Source organism: Hymenobacter negativus, assembly GCF_017571495.1.
GTDB classification, from domain to species: domain Bacteria; phylum Bacteroidota; class Bacteroidia; order Cytophagales; family Hymenobacteraceae; genus Hymenobacter; species Hymenobacter negativus.
The window spans coordinates 185453-210347 of the sequence record NZ_JAGETZ010000003.1 but is presented as its reverse complement, the minus strand read 5'-3'; the positions used below and the strand labels follow the sequence as shown (position 1 = coordinate 210347).

The window sequence follows — 24895 nt, the reverse complement described above, 5'->3', positions numbered from 1 at the left end:
GCTAACCAGCTACTTAAGCCTCGGCCGGCACTTCTGTTTCGCCGTTGATAATGCGGGCTTTACCCGGCAGCGTTTTGTGGCGTTCCTTGCTAAGGGCGGCACTGGGCGCGGGCACCCAATGGTGACGCCCGCCCGCTTTTTCATCTTCAAATTCGGTAGGTGCCGTGCCGGCTTCCACCCGCTCTTTCCAGGTGAGGTGCTGGGTGCCGGAGTCGGTCTGCTCCATTGTAATGCATTGCTCCACGGGGCATACCAGCGAGCAAAGATTGCAGCCCACGCAGTTCTCCTCGATGATTTCGGGGATGCGCGTACCCGCGTTCAGTTTGATGGCTTGATGGGCACCGTCTTCGCAAGCCGTGTAGCACAGCTGACACCCAATGCATTTAGCCTCGTTGATATTGGCCGTCACCTTGTACTTCATGTTCAGGTCTTCCCAATGCAGCACGTTGGGCAGCGCCTTCCCCACCATGTCGTCAATGGTGTTGAAGCCTTTCTCGACCATGTATTGCTCTAGGCCGGAAGTCATTTCGCGGATGATGCCGAAACCAAAGTGCATGGCCGCCGTGCATACCTGCACGCTGCTAGCACCCAACAGAATATGCTCCACTGCATCGCGCCAGTTCTCGATGCCACCAATGCCCGAAATGGGCAGTTTGATGTCGGGGTGCTGCGCGCAATTCTTTACCATGTTCAGAGCAATGGGCTTCACGGCCGGGCCACAGTAGCCGCCGTTGGTACCCTTGCCATCTACAATCGGATACGGCGCAAACTTATCCAAATCGACGCCTACGATGCTCTGGATGGTGTTAATGAGCGAAATAGCATCGGCACCGCCGCGCCGGGCAGCCAGGGCTGGCTCCGTGATGTCGGAAATATTGGGTGTCAGCTTCACGATGACGGGCTTCTGGGCCACTTCCATCACCCACTCCACAATCATTTGCAGAATTTTGGGCTCCTGCCCCACCGCCGAGCCCATGCCGCGCTCGCACATGCCATGTGGGCAGCCAAAGTTCAGTTCGAAGCCGTCGGCGCCCGCATCCTGGCTTTGCCGCACGATGTCGTGCCACTCCTGCTGGCTCTGCACCATGAGCGAGGCAATAACGGCGTGGTTGGGAAAGCGCTTCTTCACCTCCTCAATCTCGCGCAAATTGTCGGACAGCGGCCGGTCCGAAATCAACTCAATATTGTTGAAGCCTACGAGGCGCTTGTCGCGGTAGTTCACGCCGCCATAGCGGCTCGATACGTTCACAACGGGCACGCCCAGCGTCTTCCACACCGCCCCGCCCCAACCCGCGTCGAAGGCTTTCATGACCTGGTAGCCGGAATTGGTGGGCGGGGCCGAAGCCAGCCAGAACGGATTCGGCGATTTGATGCCGGCGAAATTGATGGAGAGGTCGGGCATGCTGTAGCGCGGCCTTTTAGCCCGCGATTGAATACGAAATGATATATGATTTTCACTCGCGGACTAAAAGGCCGCGCTACTTGCTCAAATAAGCATGGATGCCGCGCGCCGTGAGCTTGGCCTCAGCGGCTGCGTTCACCACTTCGGCCCCGCCGTTCCAGGCATCACCTGAGGCGAAGTATTTGGGGTTCGACGTCTGTCCGGTGTGCGGATTGGCTATAATGCGGCCTTTTCCATCCAGTTTTAGGTACGGAATCAGACTCAGGAATTCTGTTTGCTTGGCCTGGCCAGTGGCTTTGATGACCATGTCGCAGGGTTGAACAAACTCAGAACCGGCAATCTCGTGCACCTTGCCATCCTTGGTTTCGGTGCGGATAAATTTCACACCGGCCACGTAACCGTTACCGGTAATTTCCAAGGGCGCCACATTAAACAAGCCCTTAACTCCTACACCTTTGGCAAGGTCATACTCGAAATTATAAGCGCCCATTTCTTCCTTGGCACGCCGGTAAGCCAGGATGACCGTTTCGGCTCCAAGGCGCGACGATTCCGATGCGGCATCCATTGCCGTATTGCCGCCACCCAGCACAATTACGGTGCGGCCGACGGCTACCTCGTGCTGGTGCTGCCGTAATTCGGCAATAAATTCGACCGCGCCGGTGCAATTGATTTTATCCTCGCCCGGCAGTCGTAGTTCGTTGGTTTTACCGAGGCCAATTCCGAGGAAAATAGCGTCGTATTTATTTTCTAATTCAGCAAGTTCTGCTCGTGAAGTTATGGCGGAATTAAAATGCGTATTGTAACCAAACTGTGCCTGCAAATAAGCCATCTCGGCCAACGTTTCTTCGTTGGTGATTTTGTAGGGCGCTACCCCGTACACCGTCAGGCCTGAAGGTTGCGCTTTGGCCTCAAAAACATCTACCGAGTAGCCCAGCAAACGTAATTCGCAAGCTGCCGAAATACCAGCCGGGCCGGCACCAATTACGGCAACCTTCTTCCCATTTTCCATACCGGGGCCAAACAGCTTTTTGTCGCTCTTAATCACTTTTGTAGTGGCGTAACTTTGGAGGCGCCCTATCTCAATTGGCTTCACTTCCTGCAGGTTGTACACGCAAGCACCTTCGCACAACACCTCCGTGGGGCATACTTTACCGCAGGCATTACCGAAGTAATTGGCCTCGTAAATAGTGCGCGCGGCCCCAGTCTCATTTCCCGAATTAATCTGCCGAATAAACTGCGGAATGTCAATCCCCGATGGGCACGCTTTTATACACGGCGCATCGAAACAGAAGAGGCAGCGGGAGCTTTCGTACAGCGCTTCGGTACGGTTCATCACCGGCTTCAATTGCGCGAAGTTCTCCGCAAATTCCTGCTCAGTAGTAGGTGTAGAAAATTCGGCCATTTTTGGAAATAGTTAAAGTCGGTTTTTTGCCATTTATAGCCCCAGGCTAGTGATGGCGAATCTTTTCAGCCAGTCATTACATAAGCAAGGCTAAGCCCCAGCACCCCCAAAGCAACGATGATGGCTCCTACAATGAAATTTGAGTAACCAACATCCTTTTTCTCCCTGTCACCACTAGTAGCAGCCAACGTAAAACCACGTTTAGTGAAGACAATACCGAGAATACCAAGAGGCAAGACGCTGAGAAAGAACAGCGCTAGAAATGGTTGGCGCTCAAAGTTGGAAACTAGGTTCAACAGCATTTGTAAGCCAAGAAAGCCAAAGGGAACCACATAACAGTAGGTGGCTCGCTTGTAGTTAGCTACTATCTCGGGTCTGGTGTTCCTAGTGTCCATTTTTGACGAGTCCTTTTGCCATCAAATTGGCCTGCGAGCAACAGTAACATTTACTGATTGAGTTACTGTTGCTCGCAAGATGATTAGGCTACGCTCGGCATGACCGTTCGACCATCCCAAAGGCTTATAGCTCCACCAGTTTCTCGTAGGTTTCGGGGCGGCGGTCGCGGAAGAACTGCCAGGTATTGCGTACCTCATCAATCATGTCGAGGTCGAATTCAGCAACGAGTAATTCGTCCTTGTATTCGTCGGCCTCGGCAATGATTTGGCCGCGCGGGTCCACAAAATACGATGTGCCATAGAAGCGGCCCAGGTTCCAGGGCTTCTCCTCGCCCACGCGGTTGATGCAGCCCATGAAATAGCCGTTGGCGGCAGCGTGTGCAGGTTGCTCCAGCTTCCAGAGGTATTGGGAGAGGCCGGCTACGGTGGCCGAAGGGTTGTACACGATTTCGGCGCCGTTCAGGCCCAGGATGCGGGCGCCGTCGGGGAAGTGCCGGTCATAGCAGATGTAGACGCCGATTTTGGCGTATTTAGTTTGAAATACCGGATAGCCCAGGTTGCCGGGCTTGAAGAAGAACTTCTCCCAGAAACCGGTGGTGTGCGGGATGTGGTTTTTGCGGTATTTGCCGAGGTAGGTACCGTCGGCATCAATCACGGCAGCTGTATTGTAGAGGAAGCCGGCTTGCTCGCGCTCGTACACGGGCACAATCATCACCATATTATACTTCTTGGCATATTCCGCCATGCGCTCGGTGGTGGGACCAGGCACGGCTTCGGCCGAGGCGTACCAATTTTTGTCCTGGCCGGGGCAGAAATATGGGGTATTGAAGATTTCCTGCAAGCAAAGAATCTGCACGCCCTGGCGGCCGGCTTCTTCGATGAGTGGAATGTGCTTGGCCTCCATGGCCTGCATAATTTCCTGAATGGTGCCTTCGCCTTCAGTCATCGGCAAGCTCATCTGAATGAGGCCGGATTTGATAATTCTGGGCATTTTCTTTTTGATGGGGATGAGTTATGACTGTTGTATTAGAACCTCATTCCTCGGCTTCACTCGGAATGATGTGTTTTAGTCGTTCTAAATATTCGTTTTGCCACGCTTGATGAACTGCCCGTAGCCTTTCGAAACCTTCGTTTCGCCGGCATCAACGGCTACTTTGCCGCGGAGCAGCACTGTGTCAATTTTGCCGGTTAATTCCCAGCCTTCGTAGCCAGAATAATCGCAATTCATGTGATGTGTCGCAGCCGAAATGGTATGCTTTTTCTGCGGGTCGAAAATCACCAAATCCGCATCGCCGCCAATGCTGATGGTGCCTTTGCGCGGAAACATGCCGAAGATTTTTGCAGCATTGGTCGACGTTACTTCCACGAATTTCTGCGGGGTAATTCGGCCTTTATTTACGCCTTCCGAAAACAGCAATTCCATGCGATGCTCAATGGCGGGATGGCCATTCGGGATTTTTGAAAAGTCGTCCTTGCCCATCAGTTTCTGCTCCCACATAAACGGGCAGTGGTCGGTGCCCACCACGTTCACAAGGCCCTGGTTGATACCGGCCCAGAGCGTGGCCTGGTCCTTTTTCTCGCGTAGCGGCGGCGACATTACCCACTTTGCGCCATTGGCTTCGTCCTCATACAACGAGGCGTCGAGCAGCAGGTACTGAATACAAGTTTCGACCAGCACGCGCTGGTTGCGCTCGGTGGCGCGACGTACCTGGTTTAGCGCGCCCTCGCAGGTCAGGTGCACGATGTAGGCATTCACGCCGGTGTAGTTGGCGATGTCGGCGAAGCGGCCCGAGGCTTCGGCCTCAGTTACTTCGGGCTGCGAGAGGTAGTGATAGAGCGGCGTGAGCTTGCCCTGCGCCCGGTGCTGGGCGATGAGCGTATCAATCATATCGCCGTTGGTGGCGTGGGCCGTTACGAGGCCGCCGTGCTTTTTCACCTCCTGCATCAGGCCCACCATCTGCGCGTCGTCAATCATGAGCGCACCTTTGTAAGCCATGAAGGTTTTAAAGGAAGTAATGCCCTCGGCAATCATGTCCTTGATTTCCTCTTTTGTGCCAGGGTTGAAATCCGTGACAGCCATGTGGAAGCTGTAGTCGCCCACGGCGTTGCCGGTGGCGCGGCCGCTCCACTCCTCAAACGCAGCACGTAGCGAGTTTCCCTGCTTTTGCAGGATAAAATCAATGACGGTAGTGGTGCCGCCGTGCAACGCGGCGCGGGTACCAGTTTCGTAAGTATCGGAGCTGAAGGTGCCCATAAAGGGCATTTCCAGATGCACGTGCGGGTCAATGCCGCCCGGCATCACCATCTTGCCCGTGCAGTCAATAACCTCTGCACCGTCGGCCGACACATTGCGGCCGATGGACACAATGGTTTCGCCTTCAATCAGGATATCGCAGACGGCGTCCGAATCGGCGGTGACGACGCGGCCATTTTTGAGGAGGATGGACATGTTCTGGCGGGAAAGCTCACCCCCGGCCCCTCTCCCCAGGAGAGGGGGGCCACGGCGGAGCAGTAGTGCGATATTCTTTTTTTCAGTCTTAGAAATTCGTCATGCTCTCCTCTCCTGGGGAGAGGGGCCGGGGGCAAGGTTTCGCAGGGCTGCGCCTAATAAACGTGCTTATCAGCAATGCTAATGGCCTCACTGATAATGGCCAAACCCTCGTCAATTTCTTCCTTATTAATGGTTAGCGGTGGGCAGATGAAGATGTAGCTCCAGCGCACGAAGGTGTACATGCCTAGCTCGCGAATTTTGGCCGCTACCTGGTTCATGATGTCCATTTGGGTGGGGATAGCGTTCCAGGGGGCCATGGGCTCCTTGGTGTCGCGGTTTTTTACCAGTTCCAGGCAGCCGAAGAGGCCGGTGTTGCGCCAGTCGCCGATGCTGGGGTGGTGGCGCATGAGTTGGGCCACTTGCTCGTCCATGTACTTACCCATTTCCACCGTGTTTTCGAGTAGGTTGTCGCTCTCGTAGATATCAAGCACAGCCACGGCGGCGGCGCAGGAAACCGGGTGCGCCGAGTAGGTCAGGCCCAGCGGCAGCGGCTTGTCGTCGAACGACTTAGCAATTTTCTCGTCTACCATCACGGCGCCCAAGGGCAGGTAGCCAGCCGTAATGCCTTTGGCCATGCACATGATGTCGACCTTCACGCCGTGGTGGTCCGAGCCGAACCACTTGCCGGTGCGGCCGAAGCCCGACATTACCTCATCGGCAATGAGCAGGATGCCGTGCTTGTCGCAGATTTCGCGAACGCGCGTCCAGTAGCCGGGCGGGTACTTGATGCAGCCCGATGTACCCGACTCCCCTTCCATGATGATGGCGGCCACGCTACCGGGGTTCTCGTAGCCGATGATGCGCTCCATGGCGTCGGCGGCGCGCTGGGCGCACTGCTCGGGCGTTTCGGAGTACCAGGGGCAGCGGTAGAAATAAGGGTTTTCGACGTGCACGGTGCCGGGCATGGCCTGGCTGTCCACGGCAAACTTGCGGGGGTCGCCGCCCACGCTCATGGCGCCGTAGCTAGCCCCGTGAAACGACTGGTACAGCGACACAATCTTGTGGCGGCCGGTGTACACTCGCGCCAGCTTGATGGCATTTTCGATGGCCTCGGCTCCGCCCAGCGTGAAGAAAGCCTTGGTGAGGTTGGGTGCTGTGATTTCGGCCAGCCGGCGGCCAAGGTCGCCGCGGGCCTTGGTAATCATGCCGGGGTACACATAGCTGAGCTCGCGCATTTGGGCAGCCACGGCTTCGGTCACACGCTGGTCGCCGTGGCCGATGTTCACGTTCATGAGCTGGGCCGAGAAGTCGAGGTAGCGCTTACCGTCGCGGTCGTATACGTACACACCCTCAGCCCGCTCGGCGTTGATAGGATTCAGGCCCGTTTGCTTCGACCACGAGAACAACGTGTGGTCAAGGTTATCGTGCAGGATTTGGTCTTTGTAGAGGTCGTAGGTGGTTTCCATGATGGTGGTGCAGTCGGCGCGGGCGAGGAACCTCACCCCCTGACCCCCTCTCCCGCGGAGAGGGGGCACCGGAGATGCGCGTTGAATAAAATCAATGGGTTTGCTAACGTAATAAACGTCAGGCTCCCCTCTACTTGGCAGAGGGGCCGGGGGTGAGGTTCTGGTGTTTGAACCTAGCTCATCCAGTTCACCCGTGACTCCGGGTTCCACTTGGTAGTGGTTTTCTTGAGCTGCGTCCAGAATTCGATGGAGCTTTTGCCGGTAATGTCGCAGGCGCCGAATTTCGACTCGTTCCAGCCGCCGAAGGAGAAGGGCTCGCGGGGCACGGGGACGCCGATGTTCACGCCTATCATGCCAGCGTTGGCGTGGTCCATCACATAGCGGGCGCTGCTGCCGCTGCTGGTGAATACGGCGGCGGCGTTGCCGTAGGGGTTGGCGTTTTCGATGGCCAATGCCTCGTCTAGGGTGTTGGTTCGCATGATGGCGAGCACCGGGCCGAAGACTTCTTCCTGGGCAATGCGCATGTCGGGCGTAACGTAGTCGATGACGGTGGCGCCTACGTAGTAGCCGTCTTCGTGGCCGGGTACCACGGCGTTACGGCCGTCGAGCAGGACTTGGGCGCCGGCCGCTTCGGCTTCGGTGATGTGTTGCTCGATGCGGGCCTTTGCTTCTTTGCTGATGACGGAGCCTAGGTTTTGGCCAGCCACAATTTTCTTCGCTTCTTCCACAATTTTGGCCACAATGTCATCGACGGGCCCCACTCCTACCATGGTGGAGCCAGCCATGCAGCGCTGGCCCGCACAGCCCGACATGGAGGCGGCCACGTTGGAGGCCGTCATTTCGGGGTGAGCGTCGGGCAGTACCATGAGATGGTTTTTGGCGCCTCCGAGGGCCACGCAGCGCTTCAGGTTGCTGGTGGCGCGGATGTATACGACTTTGGCGATTTTGGTCGACCCCACAAAGCTTACGGCCTGAATATCGGGGTGGTCACAGATGGCTTCGACAATTTCGCGGTCGCCGTTTACCACGTTCAGCACACCGTCAGGCAGGCCAGCTTCTTTCAGTAGCTCGGCGATTTTTACGGCGCTCAGCGGCACTTGCTCCGAGGGTTTCAAAATCATGGTATTGCCGAGCACGATGGCGTTCGGGATAGTCCAGTGGGGCACCATGTTGGGGAAGTTGAAGGGGGCGATGCTGGCCACAACGCCCAGCGGCTTGCGCTCGGCGCGGGCTTCTACGCCCTTGCTCACTTCCAGAAATTCGCCTTGGATGAGCTGCGGCATCGAGCAGGCAAACTCAGTCAGTTCAATGGCTTTTTCAACTTCGGCGCGGGCCTCGTCGTAAGTTTTGCCGTTTTCCTCGCGCACGAGGTCGGCCAGGGCTTTCATGTCACGTTCCAGCAGGGTTTTGTAGCGGTAGAAAATCTGCACCCGCTCCTTGATGGGTATGGCCGACCACGAGGGAAAAGCTGCCTTGGCTGCCTGCACGGCAGCATCGAGGCTGGCAGCTCCACTCAACGGCACGGTGGAAATCAATTGCCCGGAAAGTGGGCTGAATACGTCCATGGTGGCCGTATGGGCATCATTTACCGACTGGCCAGCTACGTAGTTCTGAATGGCCGGATACTTCAACGTTTGGACTTCCATGTTACCTTAATGTTAAGCGGGGTGCAAGCTAAGGGTTTTGCGGGATATGAAAATGCTTCCCCAATCGTTTCCGGCAAAAATATTTTCTATTGCGATGCTTGGCGCCTGTTTTTGTGGGACTTGCCGGGAGCAATGTAAGAAGGGGCTGCAAGACAACCACACATTGTCTCGCAGCCCCTGATTAATTTATTGTATTGGCCCGACTCAATCAGGCAGTCACAGCCGCACTATTCCTTCACAATCTTGCGTACTTCCTGGCCCTCAGCGCTGCTAATGGTGAGCAGGTAGACGCCGGCAGCAAGCTTACTCAGGTTGAGGGCAGTGCTGGGGCGGCCGGCTTCGACGGCCAATTCCCGTACCACAGCTCCGCGCAAGTCGCGGAGCGTGAGGCTATGCGCCGAAGTGCCACGCAACTCTACCGTAAGCTGGTTGGTGACGGGGTTCGGGTAGGCTGCACCGGCTACGAGGCCACTGGAAGTTGCAACCGTAGCCAGCACACCACGAGCCTGGGTGCAGGCCGCGCCCGCAGTGTAAGTGAAAGGCGTGGCCGCGGTGTTGCGTTCGGGGCCGCCGGCACCATACTGGTAGGTGAAGTACAGATTGGTGAGCGTGCCGGTGGCCAAGGCCAGGGTGTAGGTAAAATCGCCGGCAGTGTTCTTGGTCATCGTGTAGCCGGGGTACGTGCCCGTAGTACCCGCCCGCAGGTAGAGGATGGCCAGGTTCCCGCCCACAGTGGCACCAAGGGGATGGAAGGTGAACGTCACGTTGCCGCCGCTGCTCACCGCGCCATAGCTGAAGTCGGTGGTGGTGGCGCAATACGTGCCGGCCTGGGCAGTGCTGACGGTGACGCTGACAACAGCCGAAGTCGTAACCGCACCGGCGTTATCGGTGGCTTTGGCCGTAATGGAATAGGTTCCGGCCGCCACGTTCGTCCAGCTGTAGCTGTAGGGAGCAGTAGTGTCGGTGTTCAGCAAAGTGGTGCCCTGGTAGAAAGCCACCGAGCTAACCGTGCCGTCGGTATCAGTCGCATTGGCACTGATGGTGATACTGGACGGGGCCGTGGAGGTGGCACCATTAGCCGGTGAGGTCAGGCTGACGGTTGGGGCAGCGTTGGTAGCAGCAGTGGCGAACGAAATCCAGTTGAGGTTCCAGCCTCCGGCAGCGGCGTATACGCGCAGGGTTTGAGCACCAGCCGTTAGCGTGACGGTGGTGTTGACAGTCTGCCAGGTTTGCCAGTCGCCCGTTGCACCGATGGCAACGCTGCCCAAGGTAGTGCCCGCGCTATTGCGCAGTTGCGCCTGGCCGCCGCCCGACAGGCTGGCCACCCGGAAGCCCACGGTGTAGGTGCCGGCCGTGGCTACGTTCACCGCGTAGTCCAGGTAGTCGCCGGCATCAATGTATCCTACGTTCAGGCCGCCGCCGGTATCGGTGGTGGTTTCGGTTTGGATGCCCAACATGGCCGAGTAGCTCTCGGCCTGAATAGTGCCCGGAATGGCCTGTCCCGTAGCAGCCGGACTAACTGTCACACTGACAGCGGTTGAGGTAGTGACCGCACCACTGTTATCGGTGGCTTTGGCCGTAATGGAGTAGGTACCGGCGGCCACACCAGTCCAGGTGTAGCTGTAAGGGCTTGTGGTGTCGCTGTTCAGCAGCGTGGCCCCGTTGTAGAAATCAACTTTCGAAACCGTGCCATCGGAATCAGCCGCATTGGCGCTGATGGTGATACTGGCGGGGGCAGTGAAAGTGGCCCCGCTGGCGGGCGAAGTCAGGCTGACGGTTGGGGCCACGTTGGTGGGTGCAGTGCCCACTTTGTTCAGGCTGCGCAGGTTGTCGAAGTAGTACACGTCGCCCCCGGTCGAGTTTGGCGCGAACAGGAACACAATGCGGTCGACACTGACGTCGGTGGTGCTGCCATCGGGCGTGCTGGCGTAGGTGAACGTGAGCGTGTGCCAGGTATTGGTCTGCCGCACCACCGACTGGTAGATGCTGTGCCGGCCGGCCGGGTAATTACCTGGCAGTGAAGCTGCACTACTTTCCAATTGCCACGAAATCACCGTACCGACCGGCGCGGAGGTGTACACGTCCATGGCAAACACTTTATCGCCGGTTTTGAACAGGCCACCGTCTTTCACGGCGGCGCTGGCGAAGGTCAGCGCGTCGTAGGTCGAGGCCGCATTACGGGTGTACTTGCCCACGCTGCTGGAGGTATTGATACCGGTGGCCGAAGGATTGGCCTGCGTGGCCTGGTAGGTGCCGTTGGCGGTTTGGTAGCTGATGTTGTGGGTTGCCTGGTAGTCTTCATAGAGCGTCCCGGCTGTATAGGTGGGGTCAGCTACGTGCTTGATTACCTTCAAATTGTCGAGGTAGTAGGTGTTGCCGGTGTTCGTGTTGCCGTTGAACAGCACCGCCAGTTGGTCGATGGCCAGATTGGAGGTTCCCGCATCAGGCGAGGTGTCGAAGCTCAGGGTTAGGGTTTGCCAGCCGTTTTGCACCGTGGTCTGGGCGAGGTAGGTGCTGTTGCGGCCGGCCGGGTAGCTACCCGTGGGCGCAGCCGCCGCTTTGTTTTGCAGTGTGATGCGCACCGTGGTGCCCACCGGCGCATCGGTGTAGAGGTCGAGCTGCAGCTGGTAGGTCTGGTCCTTGAACTTGCCAGCATCGGTGATGACCGTGCCGGGAGGGCCGGCGTTGAAAAATAACACATCGTAGGTTTGCGTGCTGTTGCGCACGTACTTGGCGACGTGGGCCGAGGTGTTTACGCCCGTGGCCGAAGGATTCGCAAAGTTGGCCGTGTAAGTGCCGTTGGTAATAGCGGCGTCGTAGCTGATGCGGCTGGTGCCGTCGTAGTTTTCCAGCACATCGGTGGCCACAGTGGGCGGCGTGGGCATGGTTTTCACCTGCACGTTGTCGAAGTAAAACGTGTTGGCCGTATTCAGACCCGGCTCAAAGAGGAAGGCTACGTTGTTGATGGCGAAGATGCTGGTGCCCGCATCAATGGTCTGCTCGTAGTCGAACTCCAGCGTTTCCCAGGCATTTTGCCGGGTGGTGAAGGCTTTATAGGAACTGTGCCGGCCCAGGGGGAAGTTGGTCGCAGTGGTGACTGCTCCGTTCTCAAACTGCATGGTAACGCGGCTGCCCACCGGAGCACTCGAATACACATCGACGTACACTTTCTTCCGACCCTGCGCAAAATCGTTGGCGTTCCCGACGGTCAGGCCCTGCACGTACATCACGTCGTAGGTTTCGGAGGGGTTGCGCACATATCGGCCCACTGCCGTCGAGGTATTGGGCGCCGCTGAGCCGGGGTTTGCCACGGCCTGCGTGAGCGTGCCGGTGCGGGTGCCGTAGGTCAGGAAACGGTTGCTTTGGAAGTCCTCGAACACCTTCTCTACCGTCAATGCCGGGCTCATGGTCACGGCTTTGGTGTAGGTGTTGGTGGTGCAGCCCGAGGTGGTCACGGTCACGGCCACGTTGCCGGCGGTGGTGCCCCAGTTCACCGAAATGGTGTTGGTGCCCTGCCCGCTCACAATGCTGGCGCCAGCCGGTACTGTCCAGTTGTAAGCAGCCCCAGCGATGGCATCAATGCGGTAGTTCTTGTACTGCTCGTTCTGGTACACCGCCCCATCACCAATGACGGCGTAGTTATAGGTCCCCTTATAAACCCGCACGTAGTCGACCAGCGTTTGCGTCGGGTAGTCGCCGGGCGTGGGCTGAATATAGCCGGTGTAACCCGAGCCGGGGCCACCCACCGCCGCGTTGAGAATCAGGTAAAACTGGTTGTCGTTGAAGGGAAACGCGCCGGCTGCCGTCTGCGGCGTCACGGTGTTGTAGAGGTTGCCATCCACGTAGAAGCGCAGCACATCCGGTCCCCATTCGAGGGCATACACGTGGAAGCCGGTCGACAAATCGACGCCGGCGGAATAGGTGCGACTGGCGAAGTAGGGGTTGCCGCCGCCCGCGTTGCCAATGGCCGTGCCCGTCACTGAATTCGGGTTCTTGTGCTTGGCCTCCATGATGTCGATTTCGCCCGTGTAGGGCCAGTTGCTGGGGTCGGCCAGCATCCAGAACGCGGGCCAGATGCCCCCTGCCGAGGGTAGTTGCATACGCGCTTCAATGCGGCCGTACTTGAAGGTTTGGAGCTTGCCCAGGCCGGCTACTTTCGATTCAATCTTGCCCGAGCTGTACTGGTACGTATTGCCGCTGGGCGCCGTAGTGGTTTCCAATCTGGTGTTGATGGTCAGGTTGCCACCACCTACCACGAGGTTTTGGGCACGGTAGTTTTGCAGCTCGGCATTGCCGAAACCACACAGTGTCGGGCAGCCGTCGCCCACAATTACTTTCCACTTGGTTGTGTCGAGGGCCGCGGTGTTGAACTCGTCGTACCAGACCAGCTGGTTGCATTGGGCCCAGCCGCGGGTGGGCAGCAGGAGGGCAAGCAGACTTAAACTTAGCAGCAACGTCAGCCTGTGTTGCCGACGAACCACGGGTGTGGTAAGGTGTAGCGCCATGATGGTGGGTTTGGTTGTGAGTGGATAGGAAAGACTTGCGCTGCTTCACCCAGAGGCCAGCACTCACCGGCCGATGAGCCTGCCCAATTCAGCTGTGATGCGGTAGAGCAACCTGCCAAAGGTGAGGAAAATGGAAGTCAAAAAGTGGCCACAATCGTTTGATAAAGCCCTTTTTCAGACCTCGCTTCAACCGCTACATACGCTTACCTCACAACCATATTTCATTTTTTGCAAGCCTCCCAGCCTCCCATCGGCAAAGCCGTTTTCCTCCTCTCCTACCCTAAAAAACAACGGCCTAACCAGCAAATGCCAAAATTATGTACACTCGTTTGCTGATTGAATCAAGCTGACCAAGGCCTTTCACATAATAAATCCCAGACACAATTTCACTTGTCGTCAGAGACAATTGTTTACGAAGAGTATAAGTGTAAGCCATAATTAAGCAGGCTGGGGAAGAGCCCAAACCGTAACCGCTCTGCAACAGGGTATGCTACAAGTTGGCCTGGTACAAAAAAAAATGTACCAGGCCAACTTGTAGCATACCCTGCTCACCCGTACTCCGCTGGCGCGATTCAACCGGACCGCGTACAATACTCCAGTATCCCAGCGGTGCTAGCTATTGCAGCAACAGACAATAGAACGCGATGAGGCCCCGGCGAGGCAGCACCCCCGAAGGAAAATGCCACCCCGCCGGGGCCTAGAGATATAAAACAGCGTTGCTATCTACTGACGCCTTACTGCCATCAGTTAGCTTCCACTGCGTGGCTGCAGAAGTTTGGCAATAAGGCCCGTCCAACCGGTTTGGTGGCTGGCGCCGAGGCCGTGGCCATTGTCGCCGTGGAAATACTCGTGAAACCAGAGATAGTCGCGGAAATGGGGGTCGTTTTGCAACTGCTTGTCGTCGCCAAAGCAAGCGCGGCGGCCGGTTTCGGGGTCGCGCAGGAAGAGCTTGGTGAGGCGCGTCGTCAGCGCGTCGGCTACTTCGAGCAAGGTCACCGTCTGGCCGGAATTGGTGGGGTATTCCACCTTAAAGTCGTCGCCGTAGTAGTGATGAAAGCGCTGGAGCGACTCGATGAGCATGAAGTTCATGGGCATCCAGATGGGGCCACGCCAGTTGCTGTTGCCACCGAAGAGGCTGGTTTGCGACTCGGCCGGCTCGTAGTTTACCGTGAACTGGGTTTCGGTGCCGCGGAAGATGAATGGGTGCGTCGCGTGGTAGCGCGACAGGCTGCGCACGCCGTAGGGCGACAGGAATTCGGCCTCGTCCAGCATTCTGGCCAATAGTCGCTTTACGCGGTGACCCCGCAGCAGCGAAAGCAGGTGGCGAGCCCCCTTGCCGGGTTCCTGCCAGCGCGAGACCAGCGAGGCCAGGATGGGTCGGTTGTCGAGAAACCAGTTCATGCGCTCCAGAAACTTGGGTGCGCTGGTCAGCAAGTCCTCGTCAATTACTTCCACCGCGAACAGCGGAATTAGCCCAACCAAACTTCTGACTTTCAGTAGCTCGTGGCCGCGGTCGGGCGTGTTCAGGGCATCGTAGTAAAACTCGTCCTCGTCGTCCCAGAGGTCCATGTGCTCGTTGGCCACGTTGGTCATGGCCTCGGCGATGTACAGAAAGTGCTCAAAGAATTTGCTGGCCAGGTCCTGATACACGGGGTTGGTCTGGCTGAGCTGCAGGGCGATGCGCATCATATTGAGCGCATACATGGCCACCCAAGCGGTACCATCGGCTTGCTCCAAGTAGCCGCCGTAGGGCAACGGCGCCGAGCGGTCGAACACCCCAATGTTATCCAGCCCCAGGAAGCCGCCTTCGAAAATATTGCGGCCGTCACGGTCCTTGCGGTTCACCCACCAGGTAAAATTCAGCAGGAGGCGGTGAAAAATGGTTTCCAGAAAAGCGACATCACCGGCGTCGCCCCGGGCTTTCTGGTCGATTTTGAACACCCGCCAGACGGCGTAGGCATGCACGGGCGGGTTCACATCGGCCAGCTTCCATTCGTAGGCGGGCAGTTGGCCATTGGGGTGCATGTACCAGTCGCGGCACAACAGCAGGAGTTGATTCTTAGCGAATTCCGCATCGAGCTGGGCCAGCGGCAAGCAGTGAAAAGCGAGGTCCCAGGCCGCGTACCAGGGGTACTCCCAGGTATCGGGCATCGAGATGATGTGCTGGTTGTTGAGGTGCTGCCAGCCGCTGCCGTTCCGGCCGTCGAGGCGCTCGGGCGGTGGAGGTGGCAAAGCGGGGTCGCCCTTCAGCCACACCGGCACGTCGTAGTAATAGAACTGCTTGCACCACAACATACCAGCAAAGGCCTGCCGCTGCACGTTGCGGGCATCGGCATCGGTCAGGTCGGCTTGCAATACCTGGTAAAACTGGTCGGCCTCGGCCTGACGCAGCCGCAGGGTCTGGTCGAAAGTAGAAAAAGGGGTTTCCAAGCCCGGTGCGGCCAGGCGCAGGCGCACCACGCGGGTGGTTTCGGGGCCAATGGCTAGCTCGTAATGCGCGGCGGCCTTGGTGCCGGTACGCGCCGGATTCACCGCGCCGGCCTGGCCGTGCAGCAAGTAGTCGTTGATGCCGTCCTTGAAAAACTGCTCGTCGGAGGGCGCGTTGTAGAGGCGGTCGTTGTTGGTGTTGTTGTCGCAGAACAGCAGGTTGGGCTGCTCGTCGCAATACAGTGTCAGAGCCCCCAGGTCTTTGTGCTCGGCGTGGAGATGGTTGTCGGAAGTAGCTGATAGTTTGGGGCGATACTCATCGTTACCCCAGGCCCACGTATTGCGAAACCAAAGCTGCGGCAGCAGGTGCAACGTGGTGTGGTCGGGCCCTCGGTTCACAATAGTGAGCTGGATGAGGATATCTTCGGCATCGGCTTTGGCAAACTCCACAAACACATCAAAGTAGCGGTTTTCGAGAAACATGGCGGTGTCCATGAGCTCGAATTCAGGCCGGCTGCGGTCGCGGCGAGCATTTTCGCTCACCAGCCACTCGTAGGGGAAAGCGTGCTGCGGGTACTTGTAGAGCATCCGCTGGTAAGAGTGCGTGGGCGTGGCGTCGAGGTAGTAATACACCTCCTTCACGTCCTCTCCGTGGTTTCCTTCAGGGTTGCTCAGGCCAAAAAGGCGCTCTTTCAGAATGGCATCCTGCCCGTTCCAAAGCCCCAGACCGAAGCAGATGGTTTGCTGGTCATCGCAGAAGCCGGCCAGGGCCTCCTCGCCCCAGCGGTAGGCGCGGCTGCGGGCCTGGTCGTGAGTGGTAAAATTCCAGGCGTCGCCGTTGGCGCTGTAGTCTTCGCGCACCGTGCCCCACTGGCGCTCTGCTACATAGGGACCGAATTTACGCCAGGGTTTGGAACCGGCGTTGGCTTCGGCCAAGCGTTGGTGTTCAGGGGTCATTCAGTAATATTTAGTCGAAATACATAAAACGCCAGGCTCTGCTGGCGTCCGCGCAGCCGAAGCGTCGCTACCGCATAACTAACCCATTGAATTGACTAGTGTTGCAAAAGCAATGCTTTGGCTGCGCGGACGCCGGATGAGCTTGGCGTTATGATGGGGTTTCTAAATTCTCAACCGCCCTCCGCAAACCCGGGATACAGCGTCATGCCGCCGTCCATGAAAATGGTTTGGCCGGTGATGTAGTCGGCTTCGTCCGAAGCCAGCCAGGCGGCCAGGTTGCCTACGTCGGCGGGGTCGCCCACGCGGTTGTAGGGAATGAGGGTGAGCAAGGCTTTTTCTTCCTCGGGCGTGTCGCGGGCCGAGAGGTTGATGGGGGTAGCAATGGCGCCCGGCCCAATGCTATTGGCCCGGATTTTATGCGGGGCCAGTTCCTGGGCTACGCTTTTCATCAGCTGCATGATGCCACCCTTGCTGGCCGCGTAGTTGACGTGGCCAGCCCACGGAATTACTTCGTGCACCGAACTCATGCAGATAATTTTGCCGGCGGCCTTGGAAATTTCGGGCTGCACACCGCGCCGAATGAACTCGCGGGCACCTTCGCGCACGCACAGAAACTGGCCGGTCAGGTTCACATCAATCACCTTTTGCCACTGTTCCAGGGTCATGTCGACGAAGGGAGAATCGACCTGCAACCCTGCGTTGGCCACCACAATGTGGACGGTGCCAAAGCGCTCGATGGTTTGTTTGAACATGGCTTGCACCTCGTCCTCCTTGCTCACATCGGCGTGAATGGCTACGGCGGTGCCACCGGCTGCTTCGATGTCGGCCACGGTGGCGTTGGCTCCGTCGGCATCGTGGCTGTAGTTCACCACCACGGAGGCACCGTGGGCGGCCAGGGCCTTGGCTACGGCCACGCCAATGCCGGAGCTGGCGCCCGTGACAAGGGCAATTTGATTGGCGAGACGCCGGGGGTCGGGAGTTGGCATGCGCGAAAGGGTGTGGTTGGAGGGGGATTGAAGGCCCAATGCTACGCGCCGGGCCTGTGGTTTTGATGAAGCAGCACCAAAATGCCGCACTACCCAGACTTACGCACCCAATCGCCCCGGGTTGGAAGCACGCGCCGCACTTAAGCCCTGCTCGCTTGACCCACTCCCGCTTTCTGCCTTTTAGAACCTACTGCGTTAAACAGTCACAAACTGGCGACGCAGTGGCAACCAGATGGTTGAATACCAGAGCGAACTGGTGGTACATGACGCAACGCCAACGGGACTGTACGGCTAACCTGCGACCTATAGTCCGCTCAGTAGACGTAGCCGCTACTGATGCATCGCCAGCGGCTGAGCTTCCGCCTTTTGTGCTGAAACCGGCATACTTGGCTTCCACACAATGCGTAAGGTGTGCCGGGTGCCGCCCTTGCTCACCGTATACTCTACTCCAAAACCGTAGTAGCCACATATTTGCTGCACGATACTCAGGCCCAGGCCGGGCGACTCCGAGGCGGCATTGTGCTTGCGGAAACGCTCGAAAAACCGCGCCGGGTCGCCCTGCACGGCAGGTCCGGTATTGCTAATTCGCAGGCCCTGCGGTGAGAGCTTGATGGCTACCTCACCACCGCGCACGTTATGCTTCACGGCATTTTGCAGCAGGTTTTGCAGTAGCGAGTCAGCCAGGCCGGGGTGCATGACCTGGATAATGGGCTCCGTCGTGACATCGATGCCGTAGCGTAGCTCACGGGCTTCGAATAGCGGCTCAAACTGGGCTACTTTCTCCTCCAGCAACTGGTCGAGACGCACCGGCACGGCCTGGGCAAACTGCCGGTTTTCGATTTTGCTCAGCAAGCTTAGGGCCTGATGCAGGCGCGAAAGGCGTAACGTGGCCCCGTACAGGTCAGCCACGAGCGGGGCCGCAGCCGGGTCTTCGGCCAGCACAGGCAGCTGGAGCAACTGCTCCAGCTGGGCCTGCATAATGGCCAGAGGCGTCTGGGTTTCGTGGGCGGCGTTGGCCGTGAATTCGCGCAGGGTTTCGTATTCCTCCACCAGCCGCTGGCTGAGGGTGGTAAGCGCCTGGTTCAGCTCAGCAAACTCGGCGATGGCGGGCGTGGCCAGCTTCAGCGGCTGGTGCTGCTGCAAGTCGTAGCTGCGCAGGGCTGCCAGCGTGTTTCGGAAAGGCGCCCACAGCCGGGCAGCAAACCAACGGTTCAGCATTACCATGCCGCCCAGCAGCAAGGCCAAGGCCCCGAGCATCACCCCCAGCACCACCCCTACCAGGTCCTCGGCTTCCACCAGCGACTTCTGCAACGTCACCCACACCGGCCCCTCGCCCCGCACCATCAGCGGGAACGTAAGCACCCGGTGCGGCACCATCTCGTGCTCAATGTTGTCAGGCAAAATCGTATCACGGAAGCCTTCGGGCCGGGGTTTGCGGCTGATGATGAGCAGCGCTTCGAGCTGGGCTACCGGGGGCAGTTCATTAGCCCGGGCTTTGTTTAGCAGCTCCTGCCGACGGATGGAAAGCTGCTCGCTTACCTCGGTTCGCAGGGCCCAATTGATGCCGTGGTAGAGCGCAACACTCCCCATGCCGAACAGCAACACGTTCAGCACCAAATAATAGCGAGTAGTAGCGGCGAGCAGCTTCATGGAATAGACGAACGGGAAAGAGCGGGCGTCACCTGGTATACGTTGGGCGGGCCTGTTCAGCTTGCCATGCCGGGTGCATTATTCAGTACTCAGCTTATAACCAACCCCGTACATGGTGCGGATATAGTTGTCAGCGCCCTTTTCCTGGAGCTTTTTGCGCAGGTTCTTGAGATGCGTATAAATAAAATCGAAAGAATCGGCTGCGTCTACGGTATCGCCGCACAGGTGTTCGGCAATGGCTTCCTTGGTAAGCACGCGACCTGGATTTGCCAGCAGGTACAGCAGCAAGTCGTACTCCTTGCGGGTGAGGGCTAGCGCCGCACCGCGCACCTGCACCTCGGCCAGGTCGGGCAGTACCGTTAGGTCGCGAAACACGATTTGCTGCTGGCCCTGAAACTGCCGCCGCCGGATAATGGCCCGTACCCGGGCGTTGAGTTCGGAGAGATGGAAAGGCTTGATGAGGTAGTCATCGGCCCCAAGGTCGAAGCCCGTGATTTTGTCGTCCAGCGCATCGCGGGCCGTGATGATGAGCACGCCGGCAGCCGAGTTGCTGGCCTTGAGCGCCCGCAGCAGGTCGAGGCCCGAGCCATCGGGCAGTGTCAGGTCGAGCAGCACGCAGTCGTACTGATACAGCATGATTTTCTCCTGGGCCTGCGCAAAGTCGGCAGCAGCCTCCACCAAGTAGCCCGCCTGTTTTAGCGAGCCCAGCAAAGTCGTGCGCAAGGCCGGTTCATCCTCAACAAGCAAAATTTTCATAACGCAAACACATAAGTCTGCCCAGCACTGGGATGGCAGCCGGGCCCGAAGAAACGGTCAAAGTTTATACATAGATGCGGTTTCGCAATTCAGTGCCTCTGTCATCTGGCACTTGCGAACCGGAGGTCGGTGTAGTCAAGGACCTTGGCACAGTTGTGCCGCTCGCCCGCACCGCTTGCTTAGCTGCTGTTACGCAGCGCTTCAATGAATGGGTGTTGACGGCGAGCTTTTAGGGTTGGGCTTTTCGTTGTCGTCATCCGCCCCAACACCTAACTCCTGGCACCAGAGTCTCCTGCCGAATCGCGAGAAGCAACAGTGCGACATAACGCCAGTCCGGAAATGCCTGCCTTAGCCAACAGGCGGCAGAATGAGTACCCGAGGTGCCGCTCTAGTATACTCGCTCCAACAGCTTCCGGGCTCTTGCGTGAGGCTTGGATTTTGGTCACATCACCCTCTAGTTCGCAAGCTTGAGATGATGGAGAAAGCGCTTCAGCCGGATGGGATAGCCGAGGAGCAGCCATGAAGATGTGGTGAATTGCAGCAGAATCAAGATTTTCCTCAGATTCTGATGTTACGTTTATGTTATCACCCTCGTATTAGCACTCGTTCTATTTTCCCCTCATTTGCCTGATTTGACTTATGCGCTCCCGCTTACTTTCCTATCTCACCGCGTTTTTCCTTCTAGCCAGTAGCATAGCCCCAGCTTATGCCCAAGTACCAATGGCGCCGGCCGCCGATACTACCAAAAAATACGCAAACCCCAGCGGTATTCCCGCCCCTGTCAAAAAGCCGATTTTTAAAAGCAAGCTGTTCAAAGCCGTAGCAATTCCGGCCGTGCTGATTACGTACGGTGCCATCACGGCGCAAGGCGATGCTGGTGTCAACCGCGATGCCCGCACATTCGTCCAGAAGCAGTTCCGGCCGGTGAGCACGACATTCGACAATACGTTTATTTTTCTGCCCTACTTAGAGCTAGCCGCCGTAGCAGTGGCCGGTGTGGAGTCGCGCAACGACCGCATCAATACCCTGCTCATCATTGCCAAAGGCGAAGCCATTATGCTGGCCTCCACGTTTGCTGTGAAGTACCTCGCCAACGAAACCCGTCCCAACGGCGCCGACAACCTCTCGTTTCCATCGGGTCATACCTCGCAGGCATTTCTGGCAGCCAGCATCGTGCACACCGAGTTCCGCGACAAAAGCCAGTGGTATGGCATTGGGGCCTACACTATTGCGACCAGCGTAGCCGCCCTGCGCATGATTAACGACAAGCACTGGCAGTCCGACGTAGTGGCCGGCGCGGGCTTTGGCATTCTCTCCGCCCACCTGGCCTATCTGAGCCACCGCAACCGCTGGGGCCGCAAAAGCATCGGCCGCGACATTGGCATGACGCCGGCCTACTTCGGCAACGGCGCGTCAGGCGTGAGCATCAGCTGGCGGCCCAAGAAATGAGGCTGTTTAGCTTCGTCAGCAGAAGCGTTCTACCTGCTATGCATATTGATAAACCCTGGCTTTAATCGAGTCAGGGTTTTTTGTTGGTCTTGGCTTCGCCCACAGAGGCCGGTGGATATGCACCCGGAATTTTCTTTTTAGAAACAACGCAACTGCTTTAGCAGCATGCTGTCCTTTCCATTAAGATTCGTGCTCATCTTTACGAATCTGCTGCCTCTATTCTGAAATAACTACGCTGCTTTGAAACGACGCGACTTTGTGGGACTTACCAGCCTAGCCGCTGGAACGCTCTTTCTCCCCGGCTTTCCCAGCCTGGGCGGCACACCCGTAGACGCCACCCGCCTGCTGGAGCCGGGCTTGGACCCTGCCCAGAAAAAGCGACTGGCCGATGCGGGCCTGAACGCCGCTAAAGCGGCTGGGGCGACTTACGCCGATGTTCGCATCGGCCGCTACCTCAACCAGAGCATTTTCACCCGCGAAAAGCAGGTCCAGAACATTGCAAGCGCCGAAAGTTTCGGCTGCGGCCTGCGAGTGCTGGCCAACGGCAGTTGGGGCTTCGCCGCCACCAACGCCGTGACCGAAGCCGGCTTGGTCAAAGCCGCCCAACTGGCCGTTGCCATTGCGAAAGCCAATGCCAGGGTGCAGAAGTCGGCCGTGCAACTGGCCCCGCAAAAGGGCTACGGTGAGGTGAATTGGAAAACGCCCATTAAGCAAAATGCTTTCGAGGTCCCAGTGGCGCAGAAGGTGGAATTATTGCTGGCCGCCAATGCGAAAGCCACTGATAATGGGGCCAGCTTCGTTAATTCCTCGCTGTTCCAAATCAATGAGCAGAAGTATTTTGCCAGCACCGACGGCTCCTACATCGACCAGGACGTGCACCGCATTTGGCCCACGTTTTCGGTCACGGCCATCGACCGGGCCAGCGGCAAATTCCGCACCCGCGATGCGCTGAGCGCCCCCATGGGCCTGGGCTACGAGTACCTTACGCCCCAGGCCTCCGACAAGATTGCCGGGGCCGGCGGCACCGGCCTCATCGGCTACCGCAACTCCTATGATATGCTGGAAGACGCCGCCCTGGCCGCCAAACAAGCCAGGGAAAAGCTGACCGCCAAGTCTGTGACGGCTGGCAAATACGACCTCGTGCTCGACCCCAACCACCTGGGCCTGACCATCCACGAAAGCATCGGCCACCCGCTGGAGCTAGACCGCGTGCTGGGCTACGAGGCTAACTATGCCGGCACCAGCTTCGCCACCCTGGAATGGAAGGAGAAGAAAATTCCTTATGGTTCGAAACTGGTCAACATCGTGGCCGACAAGCTGCAACCTGGCTCGCTTGGTGCAGTCGGCTACGACGATGAAGGGGTGAAAACCAAGCGTTGGGACCTTATCAAGGACGGCATGCTGGTTAACTATGAGAAAATCCGCGACCAGGCGCACATCGTCGGCCAAACCGAATCGGATGGCTGCTGCTACGCCGATTCCTGGGATTCGGTGCAGTTCCAGCGCATGCCCAACGTGAGCCTGCAACCGGGCAAAGCCAAGCTGAGTGTGGATGAGCTGATTAAGAACGTCGAGAAGGGAATTTACATTGCCGGGCGCGGCTCCTATTCCATCGACCAGCAGCGCTATAATTTCCAATTCGGCGGGCAGGTATTCTACGCCATAGAGAAAGGTCAGATTGCGGGCATGATTGAGGACGTAGCTTACCAAGCTAATACCCAGGAATTCTGGAACAGCTGCGCCGCGATTTGCGACGAATCCGATTACCGGCTGTTCGGCTCTTTCTTTGATGGCAAGGGCCAGCCCAGCCAGGTTTCAGCAGTAAGTCACGGCTCTAGCACCACGCGCTTTAATGGCGTGAACGTAATTAACACGGCTCGCAAGATTTAATTGAATGTGGAAAATGAGAGAGATGTGAGGAATGTAGGAATAGGCTATTTAACCAGTTAATCTATCCCTCATTCCCCCACTTTTCTCCGCTCTCACATTTCTCCCATTTTCACATTTGAAAAAATGGCCATTCTCACCAAAGACGAAGCCCAAACCATCCTCAAGAAAGTGCTCGGCTTCAGCACGGCCGATGAGTGCGACGCCACGCTCAACGGCAACATCGGCGGCAACGTGCGCTCGGCCCGCAACTCCATCAGCACGGCCGGGGCGGCGGAGAATGTGTCGCTTGCAGTGCAGGCGCGCTTTGGCAAGCGCAGTGGCTTAGCTACTTGCAACGAGTTTGACGATGCCAGTTTGCGCCGCTGCGTGCAGCGGGCTGAGGAAATTGCCAAGCTCGCGCCCGAAAGCCCGGAGTACGTATCGCTGCTGGGGCCGCAGACCTATCTGGCATCGCCGGGCTCGTTTGCAGCGCACACGGCGGCCATTACGCCGGATTATCGGGCCGAGCAGATTGGGGCCAGCATGGCGTTGTGCGAGCAGAAGAAGCTCAGCTCAGCAGGGTTTTTCAATGACTCAGCCGGCTTTGTGGCTAAGCGCAACTCCAAGGGGCTGGAAGCCTACCAGCAGGTGAGCAGCGTCGATTTTTCCATCACCGTTCGCACTGCGGATGGGACTGGCTCGGGCTACGCCATTGCGAATTATACCAATTTAGCGAAGTTCGACGCGGCCCGGCTAACGCGGGTGGCAGCCGATAAAGCGGCCTCGTCGGTGGGCGCCAAGGCCATTGAACCAGGCAAATACACCGTGATTCTGGAACCAGCTGCGGCCGTCGACTTGCTCAACAACATGATGGGCGCGATGGATGTGCGCAACGCCGACGAAGGCCGCAGCTTCCTGAGCAAAAAGGGCGGTGGCAATAAGAAGGGCGAAAAAGTATTTGATGAGCGAGTGACCATCTACTCCGACCCCACCCACCCCGACGTGCCCGACCTCACCTTCGCCAGCGACGGCCGCCCGCAGCAAAAAACGACCTGGATTGAAAAAGGCGTGGTAAAAAACCTCTACACCTCCCGCTTCTGGGCGCAGAAATCCGGCGCGCCCGACATCCCACCACCCAGCGGCTGGATTATGGCCGGCGGCACCCAAAGCACGGCCGAGCTCATTAAGGGTACTGCCAAAGGCATCCTGGTCACGCGCCTCTACTACATCCGCGCCGTCGACCCGCAAACGCTGCTCTACACCGGCCTGACCCGCGACGGCACGTTCTACATTGAAAACGGGGCCATCAAATTTCCCATCAAAAACTTCCGGTTCAATGAGAGTCCCGTCATCATGCTCAATAACTTAGAGGCGCTGGGGAAACCGGTGCGCCTGAACGGCAGCCTGGTGCCACCGCTCAAAATCCGCGATTTCACCTTCACCAGTTTATCGGATGCCGTGTAGCTCGTAGCGCGGGCTTTTAGCCCGCGAATT

General features: G+C 57.9%; 15 protein-coding genes. 3 read left to right on the top strand and 12 right to left on the bottom strand.

Features of this window, described 5'->3' with window-relative positions; translation table 11 throughout:
* Positions 1-13 precede the first annotated feature (13 nt).
* The 12 genes from preA to J4E00_RS07740 all read right to left on the bottom strand — a co-directional run bounded on the left by preA (position 14) and on the right by J4E00_RS07740 (position 20083).
* Positions 14-1402, bottom strand: coding sequence for an NAD-dependent dihydropyrimidine dehydrogenase subunit PreA (gene preA / locus J4E00_RS07795; RefSeq protein WP_208174578.1), 1389 nt, complete (start codon positions 1400-1402; stop codon positions 14-16).
* A gap of 76 nt (positions 1403-1478) precedes the next feature.
* Complete coding sequence (locus tag J4E00_RS07790; protein ID WP_208174577.1) at positions 1479-2804, bottom strand: FAD-dependent oxidoreductase; 1326 nt, start codon at positions 2802-2804, stop codon at positions 1479-1481.
* 65 nt (positions 2805-2869) lie between these two features.
* Positions 2870-3106: a hypothetical protein gene (locus J4E00_RS07785; RefSeq protein WP_208174576.1), complete on the bottom strand. Its 237-nt coding sequence runs from the start codon at positions 3104-3106 to the stop codon at positions 2870-2872.
* A gap of 217 nt (positions 3107-3323) precedes the next feature.
* Positions 3324-4190 (bottom strand): nitrilase-related carbon-nitrogen hydrolase, encoded by an 867-nt coding sequence (locus J4E00_RS07780; RefSeq protein WP_236049599.1) that lies wholly within the window; start codon positions 4188-4190, stop codon positions 3324-3326.
* A gap of 84 nt (positions 4191-4274) precedes the next feature.
* On the bottom strand, positions 4275-5648 hold the full coding sequence (hydA, locus tag J4E00_RS07775) for a dihydropyrimidinase (RefSeq protein WP_208174575.1): 1374 nt from the start codon (positions 5646-5648) through the stop codon (positions 4275-4277).
* Positions 5649-5803: 155 nt separating this feature from the next.
* Positions 5804-7225: an aminotransferase class III-fold pyridoxal phosphate-dependent enzyme gene (locus tag J4E00_RS07770; RefSeq protein WP_317196601.1), complete on the bottom strand. Its 1422-nt coding sequence runs from the start codon at positions 7223-7225 to the stop codon at positions 5804-5806.
* Between the two features lie 104 nt (positions 7226-7329).
* Positions 7330-8802: a CoA-acylating methylmalonate-semialdehyde dehydrogenase gene (locus tag J4E00_RS07765; protein ID WP_236049597.1), complete on the bottom strand. Its 1473-nt coding sequence runs from the start codon at positions 8800-8802 to the stop codon at positions 7330-7332.
* 227 nt (positions 8803-9029) lie between these two features.
* Complete coding sequence (locus J4E00_RS07760; RefSeq protein ID WP_208174574.1) at positions 9030-13307, bottom strand: Ig-like domain-containing protein; 4278 nt, start codon at positions 13305-13307, stop codon at positions 9030-9032.
* A 747-nt stretch (positions 13308-14054) separates the two neighbouring features.
* The gene (locus J4E00_RS07755) at positions 14055-16691 is read right to left on the bottom strand and encodes an MGH1-like glycoside hydrolase domain-containing protein (protein ID WP_208174573.1); all 2637 of its coding nucleotides are present in this window, start codon (positions 16689-16691) and stop codon (positions 14055-14057) included.
* Between the two features lie 170 nt (positions 16692-16861).
* Positions 16862-17677, bottom strand: a complete 816-nt coding sequence (locus J4E00_RS07750) for an SDR family oxidoreductase (protein ID WP_208174572.1) — start codon at positions 17675-17677, stop codon at positions 16862-16864.
* A 330-nt stretch (positions 17678-18007) separates the two neighbouring features.
* On the bottom strand, positions 18008-19327 hold the full coding sequence (locus tag J4E00_RS07745; RefSeq protein WP_208174571.1) for a sensor histidine kinase: 1320 nt from the start codon (positions 19325-19327) through the stop codon (positions 18008-18010).
* Positions 19328-19405: 78 nt separating this feature from the next.
* The gene (locus tag J4E00_RS07740) at positions 19406-20083 is read right to left on the bottom strand and encodes a response regulator transcription factor (RefSeq protein ID WP_208174570.1); all 678 of its coding nucleotides are present in this window, start codon (positions 20081-20083) and stop codon (positions 19406-19408) included.
* Positions 20084-20722: 639 nt separating this feature from the next.
* Here J4E00_RS07740 and J4E00_RS07735 point away from each other — a divergent pair.
* The 3 genes from J4E00_RS07735 to J4E00_RS07725 all read left to right on the top strand — a co-directional run bounded on the left by J4E00_RS07735 (position 20723) and on the right by J4E00_RS07725 (position 24865).
* On the top strand, positions 20723-21532 hold the full coding sequence (locus J4E00_RS07735; protein ID WP_208174569.1) for a phosphatase PAP2 family protein: 810 nt from the start codon (positions 20723-20725) through the stop codon (positions 21530-21532).
* A 240-nt stretch (positions 21533-21772) separates the two neighbouring features.
* Positions 21773-23422, top strand: a complete 1650-nt coding sequence (locus J4E00_RS07730) for a TldD/PmbA family protein (protein ID WP_208174568.1) — start codon at positions 21773-21775, stop codon at positions 23420-23422.
* Positions 23423-23545: 123 nt separating this feature from the next.
* On the top strand, positions 23546-24865 hold the full coding sequence (locus J4E00_RS07725; protein WP_208174567.1) for a TldD/PmbA family protein: 1320 nt from the start codon (positions 23546-23548) through the stop codon (positions 24863-24865).
* Positions 24866-24895 lie beyond the last annotated feature (30 nt).